Raw genomic sequence first — 23,072 nt, 5'->3', positions numbered from 1 at the left:
GTGGCGCGTGCCGGGCGGGCATACGGTGAGCGGGTGAGCGACGACGAACCGGTACGGATCCGGGCCGCCGGTGGCGTGGTGTGGCGCCCGGGTCCGGCCGGCGTCGAGGTCTGCCTGGTGCACCGCCCCCGGTACGGCGACTGGTCGCTGCCGAAGGGCAAGCTCGACCGTGGCGAGCACCCGCTCGTGGCCGCCGTTCGCGAGGTGGCCGAGGAATCGGACGTCCGCGCCGTGCCGCAGGTCCGCCTGCCCACCGTCCGCTACCGCAGCGAGGGTCTCGCCAAGGCGGTCGACTACTGGTCCATGCGGGCGGCCGGCACCGGCGGTTTCCAGCCCGGCACCGAGGTCGACGACGTGGCCTGGTTCCCGGTCGACGACGCGGTACGCCGGGTCAGCTACCCGCACGACGCCGAGGTGATCGCCGCGTTCGCGGCGCTGCCGCCGGTCACCGCGACGGTGCTGCTGCTCCGGCACGCGCACGCCGGCAAGCGCGGCACCTGGACCGGCCCGGACCACGGCCGCCCGCTCGACGACGAGGGATGGGCGCAGGCGCGGGCGCTGGTCCCGCTCGTCGCGCTGGTCCGTCCGGCCCGCCTGTTCTCCGCCTCGGCCCGGCGTTGCGTGCAGACGCTGGACCCGGCGGCGGCCCGGCTGGACCTGCCGATCGAGGTCTGCGGCGACTTCGACGAGCCGGCGCCGGGCCAGCAGGTCGAGGAGTGCGCACTCGCCGCCGCGGCCCGGCTCGTCGCGCTGGCGCAGGCCGCCGGGACGGTGGCGGTGTGCAGCCAGGGCAAGGTGATCCCGGGCGCGCTGGAACGGCTCACCGGCCGCGTGGACGAGGACTTCACCACCGACAAGGGCGGCGGCTGGCTGCTGCCGTTCGCCGGTGACCGGTTGGTCCTCCCCGACCGCCTGTGAGGCGGTTCAGGGCAGCGTGACGGTGAGCGTCACCGGGAGGTGGTCGCTGGCCTCGGTGCGCGGCGCGCGTACCTCGGTGGCGGTCAGCCCCGGCGAGGTGAGGACGTGGTCGATCTGGGTGCGCGGATCGTCGGCCGGGCTGGTCCGCAGCGGCCGGGCCGCGGCCAGCGCGTCCACCAGCCCCGCGCGGGTGAACGCGGCGAACGCCGGGTCGTCCGGCTCGGTGTTCAGGTCACCGCCGAGCACCAGTGGACGGCCGTTCGCGTACCGGCCGGCGAATTCGGCCACCTCACCCGCCTGCTCGACCGGATCCCGGCCGGGCGGCGGTTGCAGGTGCGTGGCGACCACCGCCAGTTCCCGCCCGCCGAGGTCGAGCGTGACGCCGAGGGCCTGCGCCCCGGTCGGCGCGCCGTGCGCGGTCAGCCGCCGCGTCTGCCCGGACCGCATCGGGAAACGGCTGAGCACCGCGTCGCCCCAGACCGGGTCGGCGGCGGGCCCGAAGACGTACGGCATCCCCAGCCGCCCGGCCAGCAACGCCAGCGTGTCGTGGCCACCGTTGAGCCACCAGCCCCGGTCGACCTCGCTGAGCAGCACCACGTCCGCGCCGCGCAGCTCCCGCGCCACCGCGTCCAGGTCCAGCCGCCCGTCCAGGCCGAACCCCATCCGGATGTTGTACGCGGCCACCCGTACCGCCGCCGGCGCGGTCGTGGCCCGGGCCGGCGCGGGCGGTACGTGCAGCGCGGCGGCGAGCCCGGCCAGCGCGGTGAGCCCCGCCAGGGCCGCGACCCGGACCGTGGTGGGCAGCATCGGGCCGGGTGGGGCCGCGCCGGGCTGGACGGGCGCGGTAGCCGCCACCAGAGCCACCAGGACGGCCGTGGCGACCGGCGCCCAGCCGTTGGGGTACCCCAGGTCGTAGGCGGCGTAGTAGGCCACCGTGGCCACCGCGAACACAAGCATCCCGAGCGCCGCCGCCCGCCCGCGCCGCGCCTCCACCCGCCCGTCGTCCGCGCCTCGTTCGTCAGTGGCGGCGGCCCGGCCGTCGTCGGCGGCCGTGTCGGTGCGGGCCAGGCAGCCGCCGAGACCGGCGGCGGTGAGCAGGTACCCCGGGACGAGCAGCCCGGTCACGAACAGCACCGACCCGGCGAGCAGCGCCAGCGGCCACAGCACCCGCGCCACGCGCGCCGGTGCCCGGAACAACGCCGCCGCGAGGAACAGCAGCACCGCGAGCGCACCCGGCAGGGCACCGTTTCCGGGGCGGACGAGACCGGGGAAATCAGGCGACCCGGTGCCGGCGGCGGCGCTCCAGAGCGCCGGGGCGAGCGCCACCTGACCGGCCAGCAACAGCGCCGGACCGCACAGCAACCAGGCCCGGCGGCCCGGGCTGGGCACGCGCCGCCCGGCGTCGCCGTCCGTCACATCCGTCGCCGGGGCGGCCGTCCGCGCCGCGTCGCCGCGTACCGGAGCGGCGGCCCGGTCCCGCCGCACCGCCACCGAGGCGGCCAGGAACGCCAGCACCAGCAGGGCGCTCAGGCTCCAGGCGAGCACACCGCCGCGCCACACCAGGTCCTCGGTGCCGAGCAGGGCGTGCCCGACCGCGTTCCCGGCCAGCCCGAGCGCCAGCCCGGCGACCGGCCTCGGCACCGACGCGGCGATCGCGGCGAGCCAGATCAGGCCGGCGAGCAGTCCGGCGCAGGCCAGCCAGAGCTGGGCCGGGCCGCCGGGTTGCGCGGTCAGCGCCAGCCGGGCGACCGCCAGCACACCCCCCGCGGCGAGTCCGACCGGGGCGGCGCCGATGCGGCGTACGAGTGTGGGCGCGGCGAGCGCCAGCACGAACCAGCCGAGCGCGAACGCGCCGAGCAGCTCGGCGGGCGTCTCGGCGGCCCGGCCGAACAGGGTGATGACCGACGGGAGCCAGACCCGGAGCACGTCCAGCAGGACCGCGACACCGAGCGCGAGCGTGAGGGTGGAGAGGTGACGGTGCCGCACGGGGCGCCTCTTCTCGTGACCGACGGGGGTTTTCGGCACGGCGATTCTGCGGGGCGCGACGGCGGGCGGTCAACGACGTACCCATGCGAAAGGGCGCCCACCGCGAACGGTGGGCGCCCTTTCGTGGACCGTCCGGTCAGCGCCGGGTGGCGGCCTTCTTGGCCGGTGCCTTCTTCGCGGGCGCCTTCTTGGCCGCCGTTGTCTTCTTCGCCGTGGCGGACTTCGCCGCGGTCGTCTTCTTGGCGGTGGTGGTCTTCTTCGCCGCGGTGGACTTCGCCGCGGTCGTCTTCTTCGCCGCCGTGGTCTTGGTCGCGGCGGCCTTCTTCGCCGGCGCGGCCTTCTTTGTAGCGGTGGTCTTGGTGGCCTTGGTGGCCTTCGCCGCCGTGGTCTTCTTGGCGGCAGCGGTGGTCCGGCCGCCGGTGGCCTTGGCGGCACCGGTGGTCTTCTTCGCGGCGGCGGTGTCCTTGGGCACCTTGCCGCTGGCCACCATCTCCTTGAAGCCCGCGCCCGCCCGGAACGTCGGGACGGAGGTCTTCTTGACCTTCACCGCCTCGCCGGTCCGCGGATTGCGCGCTGTTCGGGCTCCCCGGACGCGCTTCTCGAACGCTCCGAAACCGGTGATCGCCACCTTCTCGCCCTTGGTGACCGCCGCCTGGACCTCAGCGAGAACCGCGTCGAGCGCGGCCGTCGCCGTCTTCCGGTCCCCCAGGCGAACGGCGAGCGCCTCGATGAGCTCGGCCTTGTTCACGACTTCCTCCCGATTGTGCAACTGACTCGACGCGAGCCATTCTGCGCGCACGGTATGCCCTGTGCTGCCTGGACACAAACATTCGGTGGAAAAAAGCCCTTGTGTCGTAACGGATTCGCCCCCACCGGATGCACCGGTGGGGGCGAATAGCGCTTGAGGTCAGGCGATCGAGGGCAGGAACGCCGGCCGGGCCGCCTCGTACGCGCTGATCTCGGACTCGTGCCGGAGGGTGAGTCCAATGTCGTCCAAGCCCTCCATCAGCCGCCAACGGCTGTGGTCGTCCAGCGGGAACGCCCAGGTGGCGTCACCGGCGTGGACCTGGCGGGCGGCGAGGTCGACAGTGATCGGCGTGGTCGGCTCGGATTCCACGAGATCCCACAGTTCTTCCACGGCTTTCAATTCCAGCTCGACCGGAAGGAGGCCTTCCTTGAGCGCGTTGCCGCGGAAGATGTCGCCGAAGCGAGGCGAGATGACGGCCCGGAAGCCCCAGTCCCGCAGCGCCCAGACGGCGTGCTCCCGCGAGGATCCGGTGCCGAACTCGGGGCCGGCGATCAGAATCGACGCACCTGAATGGACGGGATCGTTGAGGACGAATGACGGGTCCTCCCGCCACGCGTTGAACAGACCGTCGGCGAATCCGGTCCGAGTCACCCGCTTGAGGTACACGGCGGGGATGATCTGGTCGGTGTCCACGTTGGATCGGCGCAGCGGCACGGCCGTGCCGGTGTGGGTGGTGAACTTGTCCATCAGTCGGCTGCCCTTCTTACAGATCGGCGGGGGCGGCCAGCCGGCCGACCACGGCGGTGGCGGCGGCGACCGGCGGGGACACCAGGTGGGTACGCCCGCCCCGGCCCTGGCGGCCCTCGAAGTTGCGGTTGGAGGTCGAGGCGGAGCGCTCACCCGGCTTCAGCGTGTCCGGGTTCATGCCCAGGCACATGGAGCAGCCGGCGAAGCGCCACTCGGCGCCCGCGTCGGTGAAGACCTTGTCCAGCCCCTCGATCTCGGCCGCCTCGCGGACCGCGGCGGAGCCGGGGACCACGAGCATGCGTACGCCGTCGGCGACCCGGCGCCCGCGCAGCACCTCGGCGGCGGCCCGCAGGTCCTCCAGGCGGCCGTTGGTGCAGGAGCCGACGAACACCACGTCCACGGCGAGGTCGCGCATCGGGGTGCCCGGGGTGAGGTCCATGTACTCCAGCGCGCGGCGGGCGGCGACCCGCTCCGGCTCGGTGACGAAGTCCTCCGGGTCCGGCACGGTGGCGCCCAGCGGCACGCCCTGCCCGGGATTGGTGCCCCAGGTGACGAACGGCGTGATCCGGCTCGCGTCGAGGGTGACCTCGGTGTCGAAGGTCGCGCCCTCGTCGGTGGGCAGCGTCCGCCAGTACTCCAGCGCCGCGTCCCAGTCGTCGCCCTGGGGGGCGTTGGGCCGCCCCTTCAGGTACGCGAACGTGGTCTCGTCCGGCGCGATCATGCCGGCCTTGGCGCCCCACTCGATCGACATGTTCGCGATCGTCATCCGCCCCTCCATCGAGAGGTCGCGGATCGCCTCGCCCCGGTACTCGACGATGTGCCCGCGCCCGCCGCCGGTGCCGACCTGCGCGATCAGCGCGAGCACCAGGTCCTTGGCGGTGACGCCGGGCGCCAGCTCGCCGACCACGTTCACGGACATGGTCTTCGGGCGGGCCTGCGGCAGCGTCTGCGTGGCCAGCACGTGTTCGACCTCACTGGTGCCGATGCCGAACGCCAGCGCGCCGAACGCGCCGTGGGTGGCGGTGTGCGAGTCACCGCACACGATCGTCATGCCGGGCTGGGTGAGGCCGAGCTGCGGGCCGATGACGTGCACGATGCCCTGGTTCTCGTCGCCCAGCGGGTGCAGGCGGACGCCGAACTCGGCGCAGTTGCGGCGCAGCGTCTCGATCTGGGTGCGGGAGGTGGGGTCCGCGATCGTGAGCAGGTCGCCGCGCCGGAGGCGGAACGCCGGGTCGTCGTACCCGGTCGGGGTGTTGTGGTCCTCGGTCGCGATCGTCAGGTCGGTACGGCGGACCCCGCGCCCGGCCAGACGCAGCCCGTCGAACGCCTGCGGGCTGGTCACCTCGTGCAGCAGGTGCAGGTCGATGAAGAGCAGGTCCGGCTCGCCGGCGGCGGAGCGGACCACGTGTGCGTCCCAGACCTTCTCGGCCAGGGTCCTCGGTTGAGTGACTCCCACCATCTGGACATCCTAAATTCTGGGAGGTAAATTTCGGCTTGTGGGACACAGTATGAGCGGTGTCGGCGTTCTCGACAAGGCGGTGGTCATCCTGGCCGCCTGTGTCGACGGCGCCAGCCTGGCCGAACTCGTTGAACGCACCAAGCTGCCCCGGGCCACCGCGCACCGGCTGGCACAGGCGCTGGAGATCCACCGGATGCTCGTCCGGGACACCCAGGGGCGCTGGCGCCCGGGTCCACGCCTGGGCGAGTTGGCGAACGCGGCCCCGGACGTGCTCCTGACCGCCGCCGAGCCGCTGCTCGCCGCGCTACGGGACGCCACCGGCGAAAGCGCCCAGCTCTACCTGCGCCGCGCCGACGAGCGGATCTGCGTGGCCGCCGCCGAGCGCGCCAGCGGCCTGCGGGACACCGTCCCGGTCGGCTCGGTGCTGCCGATGACCGCCGGCTCGGCGGCGCAGATCCTGCTCGCCTGGGAGCCCCCGGAGGCGGTCATGCCGCTGCTCCCCCGCTCCAAGTTCACCGGCCGCACGCTGGCCGAGGTGCGGCGGCGCGGATGGGCGCAGAGCGTCGCCGAGCGGGAGGCGGGTGTGGCGAGCGTCTCGGCACCGATCCGGGACCGCACCGGCCGGGTGATCGCCGCGATCAGCATCTCCGGCCCGATCGAGCGCCTCGGCCGCCGCCCCGGCGAACGCCACGCCATGGCCGTGGTCCGAGCCGGCCAGCGCCTCTCCGGCCTCTGACCCCGCCCCTCTTACCGCGTTGATCATGAAGTTGGCGGCATTTTTGATCTCCCCGGCTGCCGCCAACTTCATGATCAACGGGGCGGGGCGGGGCGGGGCGGGGACGCGGAACGGCCCGCCTCGCTTGGCGAGACGGGCCGTTCGTGGGTGTAGCCCCGACCGGATTCGAACCGGCGCTACCGCCTTGAGAGGGCGGCGTCCTGGGCCGCTAGACGACGGGGCCAGGCACTTTTCGTGCTTCACCACCCTGCCGGGCGGTGTGGCAGTAGTCTAGCGGCATCCCGCGCGGCACCACGGAGGGGGGTCACCCCCTGCACACGTGCGCCGGACAGCAGAAAGCCCGCCCCGGAGAACGGGACGGGCTGTCGGTGCTGTAGCCCCGACCGGATTCGAACCGGCGCTACCGCCTTGAGAGGGCGGCGTCCTGGGCCGCTAGACGACGGGGCCAGAACCTTCATTGCACTCCGCCAGCGTGAACTGCCGGAATCCAGCGTCCGAGGGCTCTCACGAACCCTCGGTTGCGCTGGGGTACCAGGACTCGAACCTAGACTAACTGAACCAGAATCAGTCGGGCTGCCAATTACCCCATACCCCATTGGCCCCTTGCGGCGCCGGGAATGAACTTTACCCTCCCGGTGCCGACAGGCCAAATCCAACCCCTCGAAACCCACCTGACCAGCGGAAACGAGGCATCGGAGCGGATCAGGCGACAGGGACCACCGGGTTGCTCAGCTCCCCGATCCCCTGGATCCGCACGGTGACCGTATCCCCCTCGGTGAGCGGACTAACCCCCGCCGGCGTGCCGGTGAGGACCACGTCGCCGGGCAGCAGCGTCATCACGTGCGAGATGTACGACACCAGGCCCGGTACGTCGAACACCATGTCCTTGGTCCGGCCGAGCTGGCGTACCTCCATCTCCTCCGGGTTGCGGCCCACCTCACACCGGATCTCCAGGTCGCTGACGTCGAGCCCGGTGGTGATCCACGGCCCGATCGGGCAGAACGAGTCGAAGCCCTTGGCGCGGGTCCACTGCCCGTCGGAGCGCTGGAGGTCCCGCGCGGTGACGTCGTTGGCGCAGGTGTAACCGAAGATGGCCCGTTCGGCGGCGGCCCGGTCGGCGCGGCGGGCACCGGGGGCGCCGATCACCACGGCGAGTTCCGCCTCGTGCTCGACCTGCTTGGAGAAGATCGGCAGCCGGATGGCGTCGCGCGGGCCGATCACGGAGGTGGACGGCTTGAGGAAGAGCAGCGGCTCCTTCGGCACCTCGCTGCCGTGCTCGGAGGCGTGTTCGGCGTAGTTACGGCCGACACACACCACCTTGCTGGGCAGGATCGGCGACAGCAGCCGGACGTCGGAGAGCGCCCAGCGGGCGCCGGAGAACTGGATCTGCCCGAACGGGTGGCCTTCGATCTCGGCGATGGTCAGGCCCTGCGGCCCGGCCTCCGGCTCGCCCTCGACGACCCCGAACGACATTCCCTTGGCATGAGCGAAACGAGCGATACGCACCCGGCCAATCTATCCCCGCCCGCGGGCCGCCCGGCGGACACCGGCAGGCGGCACGCCCCGGCCGCCGCGCGCCACACCCTCACCGGCGCCGGCGGCACCGGATCGGCAAGGGCCGGACAGGGTACGCGCGATCGCGCCGGACGGGGCAGGAATGGCGGCTTCGTACCCGCCCGGCGGTCCCCGGCCCATAGCTTCGGGTCCGGAGGTTCGTTGGTATGCCTGCATCGAGACGACACCAGAGGGCCCTGGCAGTGTTCGTGAACTGCCTCGGCGTCATCGCCGCCGTACCGGCGCTGTCCCCGGCGACGCCCGGCGCGGCCGCCGCCCCCGCCCGTCCGGCCCCGGCACCGGCTGTCATCCCCGGCGCCGCGGCCACCCCGATCCCGACCGGCGTGCCGGCGGTGCCCCCGGCGGTGCCGACCACCGGCCCGGCACCGGTCCGGCCGTCGATGCCCCCGGTCAGCGTGGCGGTGGGCGCGTCGGGCACCCCGGCGCCGGGCTACCGGATCGAGGTCCGCAACGCCGGCACCTCGCCCGTCGACACGATGGTCCGGCAGGAGCTGCCGAACGGGTCGCGGGCCACCACGGTGACCGGCGGCGGCCGGGCCAGCCGGCCCGCCGGGATGAGCGCCGGTGAGGTGACCTGGCGGCTGCGGCTGCCGGCGAAGAGCACCACCACGCTGCACACCGCGCTGTCGGTCCCCGGTCCGGGCCGCTCGGTGACGGCCCCCACCTGCGTCTACGGCTCGGACGGCACGCGCCCGTTCGACTGCGCCACGGCGACCTGGGTGGGCGCCGCGACGGCCCCGGCGGCGCAGGTCACCGCCGCCCCGGCCTGGCGGCGGCCGCCGGTGCTGCTCGCCGCGTTCACCGCGCTGCTGGTGGTCACCGCCGGCGTGCTGTGGTGGGCGGTGTGGCGCCGCCGCCGGCGCACGGCGGCGGGACGCGCCGCGACTCCCTCCGGTACGCCCGGAGGCGGCGCCATGCACACCGGCGCCCCGGGAAGCGGCGTGCCCGGCCCGGGCGTGCCGGGCGGAGCCGAGCCCGGCCGGGCCGGCCCTGGCCAGGGCGGAGCGGGCCACGGCGTGCCGGGCCACAGCGGGCCGGCCGAGCGCGGAACCGTCTATCCGCGTACGGCGGTGCCGTCGCCCGCGAGCCGTCGTCGCCGGCCGCCGGTGTGGCTCGTGGTCGGCGTGGCGGCGGCTGTGCTGGCCGGTGTGGTCGGCGCGGCGGCCTGGTCGGCCACGCAGCGGGTGGCCGCGATGGACACCACCAAGCAGCCGACGAGCGGCGCGTGGGTGGGCAGCAGCGTCACCGGCGCGCTGGGCCAGCCGCTGCGCGAGACCGCGTTCGAGTTCACCGTCTACCGGCTGAGCTGCGGCGCCGACGTCCTGCCGCCGGCGCCGGGTGGTGGCCGGCCGTGCCTGGCCACGGTCGGGGTGCGCAATCTCACCAACGAGGACCAGACCTGGCACGGGCAGTTGCAGCGGGCGTACCTGCCCAGCGGCAACTGGGTCGCCGCCGACGAGGACGCCACCCGGGTGGCGAACCTGGGCCGGGACGTCTTCTCCCAGCCGGTGGCCGCCGGGCGGCGGGTGCTGCTGCCGCTGGTGTTCACCATGCGCGGCGACGAGCCGCCGAAACGGCTGGAGCTGCGTAGCGGCGTCTTCTCGGCGGGCGTGCGGGTGGACGTGGCGTGATCCGGGCACGGGCGGCGGTCGTACCCTGGGGTGTGTGACCGCCGCCCTCGCCCCCGCGCTCGACCTGGCCGACTGGCAGGCGCGCCGGCACGCCCACGAGGCGCGGGTGGACGCCTGGCTGACGCCGCACCTGGAGCGCCGCCGCACCGGGGTGAAGCACCCGGTGGAGGACTTCCTGTTCACCTACTACTCCCACCGCCCGGCGCAGTTGCGCCGCTGGCACCCGGGCGCGGGCGTGGTGCTGCGCGACGCCGACCCGGCCGGTTTCGGCCCGGACTACACCGCGGGCGCCGCCGGGCTCACCCTCGACACCGATCGGGTACGCGCGCGGCGCGCCGAGTCGATCGCCTGGATCCGTTCGCTGCTCGCGGCGACCGCCGGACGCCCGGCGCAGTTCGGCTGTTTCGGTATGCACGAGTGGGCGATGGTCTACCGGCAGACCCAGGAGCAGGTACGCCACAACGCCTGGCCGCTGCGGCTGAGCCCGGCGGAGACGGCGGCTGTGGTCTCCGAGCGCGGCGTGCGGTGCAGCCACTTCGACGCGTTCCGGTTCTTCACCGCGCCGGCCCGGCCGCTGAACGTGCTCCAGCCGACCCGGGAGGGCCAGCACGCGCTGGAGCAGCCGGGCTGCCTGCACGCCAACATGGATCTCTACAAGTGGGCGTACAAGCTGTCGCCGCTGGTGCCGTCGGAACTGGTGGCGGACTGTTTCGCGCTGGCCCGGGAGATCCGGGCGCTGGACATGCGGGCCAGCCCGTACGACCTGGCCGACCTGGGTTACCCGCCGGTGCGGGTGGAGACGCCGGAGGGCCGGGCCGAGTACGCCACGGCCCAGCGCGGGTTCGCCGAGCGGGCCGCCGGGTTGCGCGCCCGGCTGCTGGCCGCGCTGGACCGGGCCGTGCCGGCCGACCGCCGCTGAGCGCGGGGCCGGCCGGCGCGGGATCAGTTCGCGGCGCAGCTCACTGCCGGTGCCGGGCTCGGGACGGCACCGTCGGCGAGGAACCCGAACGTGGTCTGGGCGGCCGGGGCCAGGGCGCCGTTCCAGCTCGCGTTCCGGGCGGTCACAGTGGTTCCGCTCTGTGTCACGTCGGCGCTCCACGCCTGGCTGATCCGCTGGCCCGCGGTGAGCGGGAAGCGCACGGTCCAGCCGGCGATCGGCGCGGCGCCGTCGTTGCGGACTGTCACCTCCCCCTGGAAGCCGCCCGGCCACTGACCGGCGACCCGCCAGGTGGCGGTGCAGCCGCCGGGCGCGGACGTCGGGCCGGTGGTGGGTGACGGGCTGGTCGTGGGTGAAGGGCTGGTCGTCGGTGAGGGGCTGACGGTGGGCGACGAGGTGGGGCTGACGGTCGGGGACGTGGTCGGACCGGGCGTGGTGCGGCCCAACGCGGCGACCAGCGCCGGGTACCACCTGTCGGACATCTTCTGGTCGCCGGCGGCGTTCGGGTGCACGCCGTCGTACGTGTCGGTGGCGGTGCTGAACCCGGTCCACTGGTCGACCACCACGATCGGGGAGGCGGCTGTGGTCTTCCCGGCCGCCCAGCCGTCGATCAGCGCGTTGAGCGCCACGGTCCGCTGGCCGCACTCGGGGCAGCTCGCCGGGTTCATCGGGATGATCTTCGCGACCAGCACCGTGGTGGCCGGGTTGGCGGCCCGCATCTGGTCCACCAGCTTCGAGTACGCGGCCAGGATCGTGGCGGGCGCGATGTTGCTCCACACGTCGTTGGTGCCGAAGTGCATGAGCACGACGTCCGGGCGGGTGGCGGCAAGCCAGCCGGGCAGCAGGTTCTGGTTCGCCACGTTCGTCGCGAGGTAGCCGCCGTGGCCCTCGTTGTCGCCGTCGTACGGCACGCCGCAGCCCTGCGGCCCGAGCGTGCCGACGAAGTCGACGTCGGCGTGGCCGGTGGACTGGAGGCGGTTCCAGAGCATCGCCCGCCAGCAGCCGGGCGACCCGGTGATGGAGTCGCCCAGCGGCATGACGCGGACCGGGGTGGCCGCCGCGGCGGCCGGGGGCGTGGTGGCGGTGAGGGCGAGGCCGAGAGCGAGGACCGGCAGCAGCGCGGCGAGCGCGGTCAGCGCGGCGCGCAGGGGGTTTCGGGACATGCGGAAGGGACTCCTGTCACTGTGACGTGGTGGTCGGTGACGGCCCTGAAGCTCCCGTACGCATTGAAGCGCTTCGACGCCTTCGGCTCAACCCTCCGGGTGCCCCCGGTGCCGGTTCCACTCCGGGGCGAGGATCGACATGACTGTGGCGTCCACCCAGTCGTCGCCGTCGCGCAGCACCTGCCGCAGTATCCCCTCGGCGACGAAGCCCACCTTCTCGTAGGCGCGCCGGGCACGGGGGTTGAACGCGAACACCTCCAGGCCGATGCGGTGCAGGCCGAGCTGCTCGAAGCCGTACCCGACGATGAGCCGGACCGCCTCGGTGCCGAGGCCGCGGTCGCGGCCGCCGGGGCCGATCAGCGTGCGGAAGTTGCAGCTGGCGTTGGTCCGGTCCCACTCGTTGAGGACCACCTCGCCGACGCAGGCGCCGCTGGCCCGGTCCACCACGGCGAGGTCGAGCCGGTCGTCCTGGCTGTTGCGGGTGCCGTACCAGGCGCGCAGCCGGGACGGCTCGAACGTCTCGCCGGCCGGGCTGCCGGTCAGCCGGGCCACCTCCGGGTCGGCCAGGATCTCGGCGAGCGCCGGCAGGTCGTCGTCGTGGAACGGGCGCAGCACGACGAGCTCGCCGGTGAGCGTGGGCTTGACGGAGAAGTCGATCACGTGGCGGAATTCTCCGCGCGGCGCGCGTGGCGGCTCAACGGATTTTCGGTCAGTCGCCGTCCACCCGGCGGTCGCGTTTGCGCTGGGACTGGCGCTTCTTCTCGGCCAGACGGCGCTCCTTCGCGCCACGGGAGGGGCGGGTCGGGCGGCGCGCCTTCGGCGGCGGGGCGACGGCCTCGCGCAGCAGCGTGGCCATCCGTTCGCGGGCCGCCTCCCGGTTGGCCAGCTGGGCGCGGTGCTCGCTGGCGGTGACGGTGAGCACGCCGCCGACCAGACGGCCCTCAAGCCGGGCGAGCGCGCGTTCCCGCAGCGCCTCCGGCACGCTCGGCGAGCCGCCCAGGTCGAAGCTCAGCTCCACCCGGGAGTCGGTGGTGTTCACACCCTGCCCGCCCGGGCCGGACGAGCGGGAGAACCGTTCGCGCAGCTCGGCGGCGGGCACCGTGAGCCGATCGGTGACCCGCAGTCCGTCGTCCACTCCCCGAGGCTAGCGCCCGGCGCGGTGACTCGGGGTGGGGGTGGCGCTCGGCGTGGGACCGGCCCGTTCCTCGCCGCCGCCGGACGCCGCGTACGCGGCCGCACCGACGAGCAGCAGGGCGATCACCGCGAGCTTGACGACCACGCCCCGGATCGCGAGCCAGGCGTTGCGCCGGGCGCCGGGGACGCTGGTCCGGATGGTCTGGTAATCCGTCCAGCCGCGTTTCGCGCGCGCGTAGGACGCGCCGACACCGGCGCCGATGATCAGGCCCACCACGAGGAGGGCCGCAATGACAGCTTGCTCCACCTCCGCCAGTATCCATACTCAGCGTAATATTTCTATGCCCCAATGATCCCACGCCGGATATCCGACAGTTCGCACCGATCTTGCGGCGCTTGTGCAGGTCAGCGCCGCGCGGGACGCCGGAGCACCCGGCGCGGGGAGACCGCGCCGGTGGCTCAGCCGCCCCGGCCGATGATGGTGTCGGCGGTCTGCTGGACCTGGTCGATCGGGATGGCGAAGCCGATACCGATGGAGCCGTTGCCGTCGATGGTGGCGATCGCGGTGTTCACGCCGACCACCTCACCGCGCGCGTTCACCAGCGGACCACCGGAGTTACCCGGGTTGATCGAGGCGTCGGTCTGCACCGCGGTGTGCCGGCCGTTGCCGATCCGTACCTGCCGGTTCAGCGCGCTGACGATGCCGGCGGTGACCGTCCCGGCGAGCCCGAGCGGCGACCCGACCGCGAGCACCGGCTCCCCCACCCGCGTCGAGTTCGCCTTTGCCAGCGGCAACGGCGGCAACCCGGCCGACGCTGGCACCTTCAGCACTGCGAGGTCGCTCGCCGGTTCCCGGCCCACCACCTCGGCCGGGAAGCGCCGCCCGTCCGAGGTCTCCACAGTCACCGCGCCGGCGCCGCCCCGGGCCAGGATGTGGTCGTTTGTGACGATGTGCTGCTCGTTGTCGATGGCGAACCCGGAGCCGGACGCGGACGCGCCGGAGCGGCCCCCGACCATCACCGACACCACCCCCGGCACCGTCTTGCCGGCGGCGGTGACCAGCTCGGCCGGCACCGGCGCGGCGGACGCGGCCGTCGGTCCGGGCGCGCCCCGGTCGGCCGCCCAGGTGCCGGCCGCCGCGCCGGAGACGGTGGAGAGCGCCACCACCGCCGCCACGCTCAGCAGCCGGTGCCGCATGCTCCGCCGCCCGGCCTCCGGCCCGCCCCCGGGTACGTCCCGGTGGCCGCGCCCGTCCGGGTCCAGCTCCGGCGAGACGAACCACGGTCCGCGTGGCTCGCCGAGTCCGGTCTGCACTGCCATGCCTGGCTCCTCACGTGTCGTGCGGTAGTGGTGTGCGGGTCAGGGCAGCCGGGAGAACCACCGCAGCGAGCCGGCCGCGGCGCCCATCGCCAGGACCAGTCCGAGGCCGATGAAGCGGGCCGAGACGTCCTGCCGCTCGGTGCGGTAGCCGACCGAGGTGCCGATGTCCTCGTAGACGTCCTTCAGCTCGGCGGTGGTGGACGCCTCGTGGAAGCCGCCGCCGGTCTGCTCGGCGACCGCCCGCAGTGTCTGGCCGTCCACCGGCACCTGGATCGCGCGACCGCCCCGGTCGACCGAGCCGCCGGGCGTGCCGAAGGAGATGGTGTGCACCGGCACCTTCGCGGCGACCGCCTGGTCGGCGGCCTCCATCGGGTCCATGCCGGAGGTGTTCGCGCCGTCGGAGAGGATGATGATCCGGGCCGGCGGCGGGTCCTTGGCGGCGGTGGCGTCCAGGCTCTTCACCGCGCCGAGCGAAGTGCTGATCGCCTCGCCGATGGCGGTGCCCTGCACGCCGGTGATGCCCTCGGCCAGCCGCCCGATTCCGTCGTGCAGCGCCTCCCGGTCGGTGCTCGGCGGCACCAGCACGGCCGCGCTGCCGGCGAACGCGACGAGACCGACGTTGAACTCGTCGGGCAGCCCGTCGACGAACCGCCGGCCCGCCTCCTTGGCCGCGGTCAGCCGGTCCGGGTCCACGTCACCGGCGAGCATCGAGGTGGACACGTCCACCGCGACCATCACCGTGGCGCGCTCCCGGGGCACCCGCACCTCCGCCTCGGGCCGGGCGAACCCGACCACGAGCAGCGCCAGCATGGCGAGGAACAGACCCGCCGGGACGTGCCGCCGCCAGGCCGGGCGGCGCGGGGCGACCCGGTCGAGCAGGCGCAGGTTGGTGAATCGCACCGCGTACCGGCTCTGCCGCCGTTGCAGCACCAGGTAGCCGGCGACCAGCGCGACGACGGCGAGCAGCAGCCAGAGGCGGCCGGGTGACTGCCAGGTCATGCGACACCTCCGCGGGCCGCGGCCGGCACGGTGGCCAGCCGGCGCTGCTCGTGCACGTACCGGACGACGTCCGCGCACCAGTCCCGGTCGGTGCGCAGCGCCAGATGGGTCGCGCCGGCCCGGCGCAGCGTGCGGCGTACCTGGTCGCGCTGCTCGGCGGCGGCGCGCGCGTACCGCTCGCGCAGGCCCGGGTCGCCGGTCCACACCTCGCGGTGCCGGCCGCTCTCCGGGTCGACCAGCGTGATCAGGCCGACGTCCGGCAGTTCCAGCTCGCGCGGGTCGGTCACCTCGACCGCGAGCACCTGGTGCCGTACCGCGAGGCGGCGCAGCGCGGCGGCCCACGGCGGCGGCGCGGCGTCCGGGTCGTCGGGCAGCTCGTCGAGGAAGTCGGAGACGATCACCACGAGCCCGCGCCGGGTGGCGACGCGCTGAAGGCCGTCCAGCCCGTCGACCAGGCCGGGCGCCGCGTCGGTCCGGCCCGCGCCGGCCGCGCCCGCGCCGTCGGAGTCCGGCAGGTCGCCGGTACGCGGGGCGCCGAGCAGCGCGCGCAGCAGCCCGAGCAGATGGGTACGCCCGCTGCGGGCCGGGAACCGGCGCAACCCGTCCGTGGTGAGCACCTGGGCGCCGAGCCGGTTGCCGACGCCGGCGGTGAGGAAGCCGATCGCCGCCACGGCGGCCACCGCCAGTTCCCGTTTGTCCAGTGTGGACGTGCCGTACTCCATGCTGGGGCTGGCGTCGACGAGCAGCCAGGTGGTCAGTTCCCGGTCCGCGTCGACCTCGCGGACGTGCGGGACGGTGGTCCGGGCGGTGACCGCCCAGTCCATCCGGCGTACCTCGTCCTCACCGGGCCGGTACTCGCGGCTGCCGGCCGCCTCGCTGCCCGGTCCGGGGAGCAGGCCGCGGTACCGGCCGTGCAGCAGGCCGTCGAGCCGCCGGGTCACCGTCAGCTCCAGCCGGCGCAGCCGCTGGTCCGGGGCGAGGTCGGCAAGTCCCGGTTCGGCTCCGCCGGTCATGCCGCCGCCAGGTCGTTCACCGTCTCGGTGGGCCCGTTCACCAGCCGGGGTGGCGGCACCGCCTCGATGACGCGGCGTACCACGTCCTCGCCGGAGATGCCGTCGGCGATCGCGTCGAAGGAGAGCACGAGCCGGTGCGCCAGCACGTCCACCGCGAGTCCCCGGATGTCCTCGGGGAGCACGTAGTCCCGGCCGTGGATGAGCGCCTGCGCGCGGGCGGCGGCCACCAGGCCGAGCGTGGCCCGGGGGCTGGCCCCGTACGCCAGCAGGGGCGCGACGTCGGGCAGGCCGAAGCGCTCCGGGTCGCGGGTGGCGAGGATGAGGCGGACCACGTACTCGGCCAGCGCGTGGTGGACGAAGACGTCCGTCGCGCGGCGCTGGAGTTCGCGCAGCCGGCCCGGGTCGAGCACGGTACGCGCGGTGGGCCGGTCGGTGCTCATCCGGTAGAGGATGGCCAGTTCGTCGGCGTCGCTCGGGTAGTCGACCACGACCTTCATCAGGAAGCGGTCGCGTTGCGCCTCGGGGAGCTGGTAGACGCCCTCGGACTCGATCGGGTTCTGGGTGGCCAGGACCAGGAACGGGTCCGGCACCGGCCAGCTCCGGCCGGCGATGGAGACCTGCCGCTCCGCCATCGCCTCGAGCAGCGCCGACTGCACCTTGGCCGGGGCCCGGTTGATCTCGTCGGCGAGCACCAGGTTCGCCATGATCGGCCCCAGCTCCACGTCGAACTGTTCGGTGGAGGCGCGGTAGATGCGGGTGCCGACGATGTCGGAGGGGACCAGGTCGGGGGTGAACTGGATCCGGGAGAACGTGCCGCCGACCACTGTGGCGAGTGTCTGGGCGGCCAGTGTCTTGGCCACCCCCGGTACGCCCTCCAGCAGGCAGTGCCCGTCGGCGACGAGGGCGGTGAGCAGGCGGTCGACGAGCCGATCCTGCCCGACGATCACGCGTTTGACCTCGACGAGGGTCTGTTCCAGCTCGACGCCGCTCGCGTCGGCGTCGACCGGGCTGAGCACGCTGGCCGGGGTGTCCGAGATGTCCGTCACGGTGCTTGCTTCCCGTGCCGGACCGGCGACAAACGTCGGATTATCGGCCCCTGGGCCGTGGTCGGAGGGCCGGACCGGCAGCATCTCCCCAGCCGGGCGCGAACGGCACGAAGCGGCGCGGCACCGGCCGGACCGGTACGGAACACGACACCGGCCCCCGCCGGAGCGGGGGCCGGTGCGGTGCCGGACGGGTCAGTTGGCGATGACCAGGTGGAACGGCCGGTCCGAGGCGCTGCCGGAGGAGCTGCGCGTCTGCACGAAGACGGCGTTCGGGGTCAGCGTGCGGGGCGCCACCGACACCTCACCGGCCGGCGGCACGTTCGCCGTGTCGTTCGTGCCGATCGTCGCCACGTACGCCTTGGCGGACACGTTGTAGTCCAGCAGCACCTGGTACTGCCCGGGGGACACCCCGACGCCCGGGGCGAACCGGAACGAGGACACCACGTTGCCGGAGTGCTGCAGCAGCGTGCCGTTTGCCGCCACGACGGCCCAGGCGACCTGGCCGGCCGCCGGTGGGGCCAGGGTGGCCCGCATGGCGGTGCGGGCGGCCTGCCGCTCGGCGGCGGTCACCGGCGGCTGCGCCGTGGAGTGCCGGGCACCCGGCTGCGGCTTCGCCTCCGACTGGGCGGCCGCGGCGATCCCGCCACCGGCCAGGCTGAGCGACAGCGCGGCGAGCGCCACCACCGTCGCCTTTCGCTTCAAGAATGTGGCCATGAGTTCTCCCTTGGTAGACCGTGGTGATACGGCGACTGCGCGCGTCAAATTGCGGATCATCGGGTATCCGCCGGGAGCGCACCGCTCGTGAGCTGGCCTTACTACAGAGAGTCGCGACGTCTCAACCAGGTGGAACCTAGCACCGGAAAATGCGGGCGGTCAATAGCACTATTGCGTGTCCGACCGATCCGCAAAGCTGCCCGGAAATTGCGAGCAACAATTCACGAAATTGTTTCGGAGGGCATCGCGCCGTCCCTGATCCGGGTAGCCTGAGCGCCATGATCACCCTGCCGCGACCGCCCCGCGCGGGCACCCGGAGCGGCCGCCTCGCCACCGTCGCGTGCTGGCTCGCCGTCGCGCCGGTCGCCGCGTGGGCACTGGTACGCCTGACCGGGCTGGAACGCGGCCCGCTGGTGCAGGCGGTCGCGTTCACGCCGTACGTCGCCGCCGTGGCCCCGGTCGTGGCGGTGGCCGCGCTCGCCCTGCGGCGCCGCGCCCCGGCGGTGGTCGCGGTCCTGGCCGCGCTGACGCTGATCGGCGCGGTGGCGCCGCGCGCGATCCCCGGCGACCGGCCCGCCGCCGACGGCCCGACGCTGCGGCTGCTCACCGCCAACCTGCGCCTCGGCTCGGCCGACCCGGCGGCGCTGGTGGACCTGGTCCGGAACCGCCGGGTCGACGTGCTCACGGTGCAGGAACTCACCCCGCCGCTGGCGGCCGAGCTGGACCGGCTCGGACTGGCCACGCTGCTGCCGCACCGGTCGCTGACGCCCGAGGTCGGCTCGACCGGCTCCGGCGTGTACGCCCGGCACCCGCTGCGCGACACCGGTCACCGGCGCAACAAGGGCTTCTTCTTCACCCAGGCGTACGCGACGGTGACCGTGCCCGGGGCGCCACCGGTGCGGGTGGAGTCGGCGCACCCGGCCGCGCCGTACGCCCCGCACGTGGTGCCGGACTGGTGGACCGACCAGCGCGCCCAGCCGCCTGCCACTCCGGACGGCGGGCTGAGCGTGCTGGCCGGGGACTTCAACGCCACGCTCGACCACGCGGCGCTGCGGGACCTGATCGCCACCGGCTACACCGACGCGGCGGACGCGGCCGGAGCCGGGTTCGACGGCACCTGGGGGCCCTACGACGGCGACCCGATCCCGCCGGTCACCATCGACCACGTCCTCGTCGACAGGCGCATCGCGGCCCACGCCGCCGGCACCTGGCCGGTGCCGGGCAGCGACCACCGCGCGCTGCTGGCCGAGCTGCGCCTGCCGGCCGGCTGAGTCAGGCCGGGCTCCCGCCCGCCACCCGGGCCCGGTCCAGGCCGTAGGTGAGCGCGTCGACCAGCGCGTGCCAGCTCGCCTCGACCACGTTCGGGTGCACGCCCACTGTGGTCCAGTCGCGCCCGGCGCCGGCGGTCTCCACCAGCACGCGCGTCACCGCGCCGGTGCCGTGGCTGCCCTCCAGGATGCGCACCTTGTAGTCGGCCAGCTCGAAGTCGCGCAGCTCCGGGTAGTGCCGGGCCAGGCCCACCCGCAGCGCCTCGTCCAGCGCGTTGACCGGGCCGTTGCCCTCCGCGGTGGCGATCACCCGCTCGCCGCGTACCCGGATCTTCACAGTCGCCTCGGAGACCACCGCACCGTCCTCGCGGTGCTCGACGATCACCCGGTACGACTCCAGCGCGAACGGCCGGGCCGGCGCGGCATCGGGCAGCTCGGAGCGGACCAGCAGCTCGAAGGAGGCGTCGGCGGCCTCGAAGGACCAGCCGTCGGCCTCCAGTTCCTTGACCCGCCCGGTGACCCGGGACAGGGCGTCCGGATGGCCGGCCAGGTCCAGACCGAGCTCGCGGCTCTTGAGCTCGATGCTGGCCCGGCCGGCCATCTCGGTCACCAGGATCCGCATGTCGTTGCCCACCACAGCGGGTTCCACGTGGTTGTAGAGCAACGGGTCGACCTTGATCGCGCTCGCGTGCAGCCCCGCCTTGTGAGCGAAGGCGGCGGCCCCGACGTAGGCCTGGTGGGTGTCGGGGGCGATGTTGGCGATCTCGGCGATGGCGTGCGAGACCCGCACCATCTGTTCCAGGCAGCCCTCCGGTAGGACGGGCATGCCCAGCTTGAGCTGGAGGTTGGCGACGATCGCGAAGATGTCGGCGTTGCCGGGGCGCTCGCCGTACCCGTTGGCGGTGCCCTGCACGTGCCGGACGCCCGCCTCGACGGCGGCGATCGTGTTTGCGACCGCGCACGCGGTGTCGTTCTGCGCGTGCATGCCGAGCCGTTCCGGCGCGATGCCGGTCCGCGCCACCAGTTGCTCGACCACGGCGGTGACCTGGGAGGGCAGCATGCCGCCGTTGGTGTCGCAGAGCACGAACCGCTCGGCGCCGGCGGCCAGCGCGGTCTCCGCCACGGCGGCGGTGTAGCCCGGGTCGAACCGGAACCCGTCGAAGCAGTGCTCCCCGTCGACGAAGACGCGCCGCCCCTGCGCCACCAGGTACGACACGGTGTCGCGGATCATGGCGAGGTTCTCCTCGGCGGTGGTGCGCAGCGCGCGTTCCACGTGCCGCAGGTCCGCCTTGGCGACCAGGGCCACGGCCGGGGTCTGCGCGTCGAGCAGGCCGCGCACCTGCGGGTCGTCCTCGACCGCGAGGCCGGCCTTGCGGGTGGCCCCGAAGGCGACCAGGATCGCGTGCCGCAGCTCCAGCTCGGTGCGGGCGCGGCGGAAGAACTCGGTGTCCTTTGGCACCGCGCCCGGCCAGCCGCCCTCGATGAAGCCGACTCCGAGGTCGTCGAGCAGGCGGGCCACCGCCAGCTTGTCGACCACCGAGTACGTGAGCCCTTCGCGCTGCGCGCCGTCGCGCAGCGTCGTGTCGTACACCTGGAAGGTCATCGGAGTCCTCTTCTCGTGCCCTGGGGAGCAAACAAAAAGACCCCCCGCGGATGCGGGAGGTCTGCGCGCTCGGCGGGGGAAGGGCCGGCGCGCTAGCTGCTAATGATCAGGACGAAGCTGGTCACGACCCGTACTCTGCCACCCCGCCCACGGTTTTGGGAGGCGAAACCCATATTCCGGGACGACGACCGCCCTGGTGATCGCCTTCACACCGGACCACCGCCCACCACGAGCACAAACGGGGCTGCGGAAGAATCTTGAACTGATCCAGTTACTGGCCCGGCGGTGCTGCCGAGCCACGCTCAAGGAGGACCCGTGCTCACTGTCGGTGACCACTTCCCCGAGTACGAACTCACCGCCTGCGTGTCGCTCGACGCCGACAAGGCGTTCGAGACGATCAACCACAAGTCCCACGAGGGCCAGTGGCGCGTCGTGTTCTTCTGGCCGAAGGACTTCACCTTCGTCTGCCCCACCGAGATCGCCGAGTTCGGCCGTCTCAACGGCGAGTTCGCGGACCGGGACGCCCAGGTGCTCGGCGTCTCCGTCGACAACGAGTTCGTCCACTACGCCTGGCGCAAGGACCACCCGGACCTGCGCGAGCTGCCCTTCCCGATGCTCAGCGACATCAAGCGCGAGCTGACCTCCGCCTGCGGCGTGCTCGGCGCCGACGGTGTCGCGCAGCGGGCCACCTTCATCGTGGACCCGAACAACGAGATCCAGTTCGTCATGGTGACCGCCGGTTCGGTCGGCCGCAACGTCTCCGAGGTGCTGCGGGTGCTCGACGCGCTCCAGACCGACGAGCTGTGCCCGTGCAACTGGAACAAGGGCGCGGCGACGCTCGACGCCAACGCGCTCCTCGCCGGCGCCGGGGCCTGACCGTGGGTCTCGACGCGATCAAGGCGGGCCTGCCGGAGTACGCCAAGGACATCCGGCTCAACCTCGGTTCCACCATCACCACCTCGACGCTGAAGCCGGATCAGGCGTGGGGCACCGCCCTGGCCTGCGCGGTGGCGGCCCGGAACCCGTTGGTGCTGCGGGAGATCGCCGCCGAGGCGGCCGGTCACCTCACGCCCGAGGCGGTCGCGGCGGCCAAGGGCGCGGCGGCGGTCATGGCGATGAACAACGTCTACTACCGGGCCAAGCACCTGATCGGCGACGAGCAGTACGCGTCGCTGCCGGCCCGGCTGCGGATGCAGATCATCGCCCGGCCCGGCGTGGAGAAGGCCGACTTCGAGCTGTGGTGCCTCGCCGTCTCGGCGATCACCGGCTGCGGCGTCTGCCTGGAGTCGCACGAGAAGACGCTGCGGGCCGCCGGGTTCAGCCGTGAGCAGGTGCACGAGGGGCTGCGCATCGCCGCCGTCGTACACGCCGCCGCGGTGACCCTGGACGCGGAGGCCGCACTGGCCTGATCCACCGGCCCGCACGTGCCAGACCGGCACCGCGCGGGCCGACGACCCGAGAGGCCGGCGTCACCACCGTGGCGCCGGCCCCTCGGCGTCGGCGGGCCGGCCTCGGCGGGTTGGTGCCCGGACAGGGTGGGTAACCCTCCCGACTGACGACGGCGCCGCGACGGCCGCGGCCCTGGGACGGGAGGCGGCACATGGACGGACTGGACCCGCGCGCCACGCACGGCGGCACCGAGCCGATCCTCGACGACGGCCGGGGCACGGTCGCCGGGGGCGCCCCGGCGGGTGCCTTCGACCCGTGGCGCTACCGCGACGAGGCGGGTGTGGCGAGCGCCGACCTGACCGGCTACAAGGTCGAGGCCACCGACGGTGCCATCGGCAAGATCGACCGGGCGAGCCACGAGGTGGACGACAGCTACCTGGTCGTGGACACCGGGCCGTGGATCTTCGGCAAGAAGGTGATGCTCCCGGCCGGGACCGTGAACCACGTCGACCACGACGCCCGCACCGTGCACGTCGACCGGGAGAAGGACCAGATCAAGGCCGCCCCGGAGTACGACGAGGCCAGCCACGCCGACCCCGGCTACCGGGACCGGCTTGGCGGCTACTACGGCGAGAGCCACTCGGCGCTGCCGCCGGACGTACCGCCGCGCGCCTGACACCTCGGCG

23 protein-coding genes and 3 tRNA genes are annotated in these 23,072 nt (G+C 73.7%); 8 read left to right on the top strand and 18 right to left on the bottom strand.

Going from position 1 to position 23,072, the window contains the following annotated elements; translation table 11 throughout:
* Positions 1 to 918, top strand: coding sequence for an NUDIX hydrolase (locus O7546_RS05165; protein ID WP_194799676.1), 918 nt, complete (start codon positions 1 to 3; stop codon positions 916 to 918).
* A gap of 6 nt (positions 919 to 924) precedes the next feature.
* Here the strand turns inward: O7546_RS05165 and O7546_RS05160 are convergent, their stop codons facing one another.
* From O7546_RS05160 to leuC, 4 genes are all read right to left on the bottom strand, one after another.
* Positions 925 to 2,904, bottom strand: coding sequence for an endonuclease/exonuclease/phosphatase family protein (locus O7546_RS05160; RefSeq protein WP_269696279.1), 1,980 nt, complete (start codon positions 2,902 to 2,904; stop codon positions 925 to 927).
* Positions 2,905 to 3,040: 136 nt separating this feature from the next.
* Positions 3,041 to 3,652: an HU family DNA-binding protein gene (locus tag O7546_RS05155; RefSeq protein WP_135243714.1), complete on the bottom strand. Its 612-nt coding sequence runs from the start codon at positions 3,650 to 3,652 to the stop codon at positions 3,041 to 3,043.
* A gap of 159 nt (positions 3,653 to 3,811) precedes the next feature.
* Positions 3,812 to 4,399 carry a 3-isopropylmalate dehydratase small subunit gene (leuD, locus tag O7546_RS05150; RefSeq protein ID WP_194799674.1) on the bottom strand — a complete coding sequence of 196 codons (588 nt, stop codon included), beginning with the start codon at positions 4,397 to 4,399 and terminating at the stop codon, positions 3,812 to 3,814.
* A 16-nt stretch (positions 4,400 to 4,415) separates the two neighbouring features.
* The gene (gene leuC / locus O7546_RS05145) at positions 4,416 to 5,858 is read right to left on the bottom strand and encodes a 3-isopropylmalate dehydratase large subunit (RefSeq protein WP_194799673.1); all 1,443 of its coding nucleotides are present in this window, start codon (positions 5,856 to 5,858) and stop codon (positions 4,416 to 4,418) included.
* Positions 5,859 to 5,907: 49 nt separating this feature from the next.
* Here leuC and O7546_RS05140 point away from each other — a divergent pair, with 49 nt between their 5' ends.
* Entirely contained in the window at positions 5,908 to 6,594 is a 687-nt protein-coding gene (locus O7546_RS05140) for an IclR family transcriptional regulator (protein ID WP_013284529.1), read from the top strand.
* A gap of 150 nt (positions 6,595 to 6,744) precedes the next feature.
* On the opposite strand, the gene O7546_RS05135 is transcribed toward O7546_RS05140, so the two are convergent.
* The 4 genes from O7546_RS05135 to O7546_RS05120 form a co-directional block, all read right to left on the bottom strand.
* Positions 6,745 to 6,817, bottom strand: a tRNA-Glu gene (locus O7546_RS05135).
* Positions 6,818 to 6,968: 151 nt separating this feature from the next.
* Positions 6,969 to 7,041: transfer RNA gene (locus O7546_RS05130), tRNA-Glu, on the bottom strand.
* Between the two features lie 76 nt (positions 7,042 to 7,117).
* Positions 7,118 to 7,189, bottom strand: a tRNA-Gln gene (locus tag O7546_RS05125).
* A 107-nt stretch (positions 7,190 to 7,296) separates the two neighbouring features.
* Entirely contained in the window at positions 7,297 to 8,100 is an 804-nt protein-coding gene (locus tag O7546_RS05120) for a fumarylacetoacetate hydrolase family protein (protein WP_194799672.1), read from the bottom strand.
* 215 nt (positions 8,101 to 8,315) lie between these two features.
* Between O7546_RS05120 and O7546_RS05115 the strand changes: the two genes are divergently transcribed.
* Positions 8,316 to 9,800: a hypothetical protein gene (locus tag O7546_RS05115; RefSeq protein WP_194799671.1), complete on the top strand. Its 1,485-nt coding sequence runs from the start codon at positions 8,316 to 8,318 to the stop codon at positions 9,798 to 9,800.
* Between the two features lie 34 nt (positions 9,801 to 9,834).
* The gene (locus O7546_RS05110; protein WP_269696277.1) at positions 9,835 to 10,719 is read left to right on the top strand and encodes a 3-methyladenine DNA glycosylase; all 885 of its coding nucleotides are present in this window, start codon (positions 9,835 to 9,837) and stop codon (positions 10,717 to 10,719) included.
* Positions 10,720 to 10,742: 23 nt separating this feature from the next.
* Here O7546_RS05110 and O7546_RS05105 read toward each other — a convergent pair whose 3' ends face one another.
* From O7546_RS05105 to O7546_RS05065, 9 genes are all read right to left on the bottom strand, one after another.
* Positions 10,743 to 11,900 (bottom strand): cellulose binding domain-containing protein, encoded by a 1,158-nt coding sequence (locus tag O7546_RS05105; protein ID WP_194799669.1) that lies wholly within the window; start codon positions 11,898 to 11,900, stop codon positions 10,743 to 10,745.
* Positions 11,901 to 11,987: 87 nt separating this feature from the next.
* On the bottom strand, positions 11,988 to 12,560 hold the full coding sequence (locus tag O7546_RS05100; protein WP_194799668.1) for a GNAT family protein: 573 nt from the start codon (positions 12,558 to 12,560) through the stop codon (positions 11,988 to 11,990).
* Between the two features lie 49 nt (positions 12,561 to 12,609).
* Positions 12,610 to 13,035, bottom strand: a complete 426-nt coding sequence (gene arfB / locus O7546_RS05095) for an alternative ribosome rescue aminoacyl-tRNA hydrolase ArfB (RefSeq protein WP_194799667.1) — start codon at positions 13,033 to 13,035, stop codon at positions 12,610 to 12,612.
* Positions 13,036 to 13,044: 9 nt separating this feature from the next.
* The gene (locus O7546_RS05090; protein ID WP_013284522.1) at positions 13,045 to 13,341 is read right to left on the bottom strand and encodes a hypothetical protein; all 297 of its coding nucleotides are present in this window, start codon (positions 13,339 to 13,341) and stop codon (positions 13,045 to 13,047) included.
* Positions 13,342 to 13,493: 152 nt separating this feature from the next.
* Positions 13,494 to 14,354 carry a trypsin-like peptidase domain-containing protein gene (locus O7546_RS05085; RefSeq protein ID WP_120571224.1) on the bottom strand — a complete coding sequence of 287 codons (861 nt, stop codon included), beginning with the start codon at positions 14,352 to 14,354 and terminating at the stop codon, positions 13,494 to 13,496.
* 39 nt (positions 14,355 to 14,393) lie between these two features.
* Positions 14,394 to 15,353 carry a VWA domain-containing protein gene (locus tag O7546_RS05080; RefSeq protein WP_194799666.1) on the bottom strand — a complete coding sequence of 320 codons (960 nt, stop codon included), beginning with the start codon at positions 15,351 to 15,353 and terminating at the stop codon, positions 14,394 to 14,396.
* Positions 15,350 to 16,366 (bottom strand): DUF58 domain-containing protein, encoded by a 1,017-nt coding sequence (locus tag O7546_RS05075; RefSeq protein WP_281600560.1) that lies wholly within the window; start codon positions 16,364 to 16,366, stop codon positions 15,350 to 15,352. Before O7546_RS05075 ends, O7546_RS05080 begins: the two co-directional genes overlap by 4 nt.
* On the bottom strand, positions 16,363 to 17,412 hold the full coding sequence (locus tag O7546_RS05070; RefSeq protein ID WP_194799664.1) for a MoxR family ATPase: 1,050 nt from the start codon (positions 17,410 to 17,412) through the stop codon (positions 16,363 to 16,365). The genes O7546_RS05075 and O7546_RS05070 overlap by 4 nt, the downstream gene beginning before the upstream one ends.
* Positions 17,413 to 17,604: 192 nt before the next feature.
* Positions 17,605 to 18,126 (bottom strand): hypothetical protein, encoded by a 522-nt coding sequence (locus O7546_RS05065; RefSeq protein WP_194799663.1) that lies wholly within the window; start codon positions 18,124 to 18,126, stop codon positions 17,605 to 17,607.
* A gap of 278 nt (positions 18,127 to 18,404) precedes the next feature.
* Here O7546_RS05065 and O7546_RS05060 point away from each other — a divergent pair, with 278 nt between their 5' ends.
* The gene (locus O7546_RS05060; protein WP_194799662.1) at positions 18,405 to 19,397 is read left to right on the top strand and encodes an endonuclease/exonuclease/phosphatase family protein; all 993 of its coding nucleotides are present in this window, start codon (positions 18,405 to 18,407) and stop codon (positions 19,395 to 19,397) included.
* A 1-nt stretch (position 19,398) separates the two neighbouring features.
* Here the strand turns inward: O7546_RS05060 and cimA are convergent, their stop codons facing one another.
* Positions 19,399 to 20,997, bottom strand: a complete 1,599-nt coding sequence (gene cimA / locus O7546_RS05055) for a citramalate synthase (RefSeq protein ID WP_269696275.1) — start codon at positions 20,995 to 20,997, stop codon at positions 19,399 to 19,401.
* 315 nt (positions 20,998 to 21,312) lie between these two features.
* Here cimA and O7546_RS05050 point away from each other — a divergent pair, with 315 nt between their 5' ends.
* The 3 genes from O7546_RS05050 (at position 21,313) to O7546_RS05040 (ending at position 23,062) form a co-directional block, all read left to right on the top strand.
* The gene (locus O7546_RS05050) at positions 21,313 to 21,873 is read left to right on the top strand and encodes a peroxiredoxin (protein ID WP_069087635.1); all 561 of its coding nucleotides are present in this window, start codon (positions 21,313 to 21,315) and stop codon (positions 21,871 to 21,873) included.
* 2 nt (positions 21,874 to 21,875) lie between these two features.
* A complete protein-coding gene (locus O7546_RS05045) occupies positions 21,876 to 22,406 on the top strand; it encodes a carboxymuconolactone decarboxylase family protein (protein ID WP_194799660.1) in 531 nt (176 codons plus the stop codon).
* A 191-nt stretch (positions 22,407 to 22,597) separates the two neighbouring features.
* Positions 22,598 to 23,062 (top strand): PRC-barrel domain containing protein, encoded by a 465-nt coding sequence (locus O7546_RS05040; protein WP_194799659.1) that lies wholly within the window; start codon positions 22,598 to 22,600, stop codon positions 23,060 to 23,062.
* Positions 23,063 to 23,072: the final 10 nt, after the last annotated feature.

It is taken from the genome of Micromonospora sp. WMMA1976, assembly GCF_027497335.1.
In the GTDB taxonomy this organism is placed as follows: Bacteria; Actinomycetota; Actinomycetes; order Mycobacteriales; family Micromonosporaceae; genus Micromonospora; species Micromonospora aurantiaca.
Note: the sequence above shows the minus strand (reverse complement) of the source record. Positions and strands in the feature narration are given on the sequence as shown.

What these genes read in the sequence shown, in the direction of transcription:
- leuC (WP_194799673.1), bottom strand. Translation starts at nt 5,858, where the DNA reads ATGGTGGGAGTCACTCAACCGAGGACCCTGGCCGAGAAGGTCTGGGAC.
- O7546_RS05075 (WP_281600560.1), bottom strand. Translation starts at nt 16,366, where the DNA reads ATGACCGGCGGAGCCGAACCGGGACTTGCCGACCTCGCCCCGGACCAG.
- O7546_RS05080 (WP_194799666.1), bottom strand. Translation starts at nt 15,353, where the DNA reads ATGACCTGGCAGTCACCCGGCCGCCTCTGGCTGCTGCTCGCCGTCGTC.
- leuD (WP_194799674.1), bottom strand. Translation starts at nt 4,399, where the DNA reads ATGGACAAGTTCACCACCCACACCGGCACGGCCGTGCCGCTGCGCCGA.
- cimA (WP_269696275.1), bottom strand. Translation starts at nt 20,997, where the DNA reads ATGACCTTCCAGGTGTACGACACGACGCTGCGCGACGGCGCGCAGCGC.
- O7546_RS05040 (WP_194799659.1), top strand. Translation starts at nt 22,598, where the DNA reads ATGGACGGACTGGACCCGCGCGCCACGCACGGCGGCACCGAGCCGATC.
- O7546_RS05085 (WP_120571224.1), bottom strand. Translation starts at nt 14,354, where the DNA reads ATGGCAGTGCAGACCGGACTCGGCGAGCCACGCGGACCGTGGTTCGTC.
- O7546_RS05140 (WP_013284529.1), top strand. Translation starts at nt 5,908, where the DNA reads ATGAGCGGTGTCGGCGTTCTCGACAAGGCGGTGGTCATCCTGGCCGCC.
- O7546_RS05115 (WP_194799671.1), top strand. Translation starts at nt 8,316, where the DNA reads ATGCCTGCATCGAGACGACACCAGAGGGCCCTGGCAGTGTTCGTGAAC.
- O7546_RS05060 (WP_194799662.1), top strand. Translation starts at nt 18,405, where the DNA reads ATGATCACCCTGCCGCGACCGCCCCGCGCGGGCACCCGGAGCGGCCGC.
- O7546_RS05065 (WP_194799663.1), bottom strand. Translation starts at nt 18,126, where the DNA reads ATGGCCACATTCTTGAAGCGAAAGGCGACGGTGGTGGCGCTCGCCGCG.
- O7546_RS05105 (WP_194799669.1), bottom strand. Translation starts at nt 11,900, where the DNA reads ATGTCCCGAAACCCCCTGCGCGCCGCGCTGACCGCGCTCGCCGCGCTG.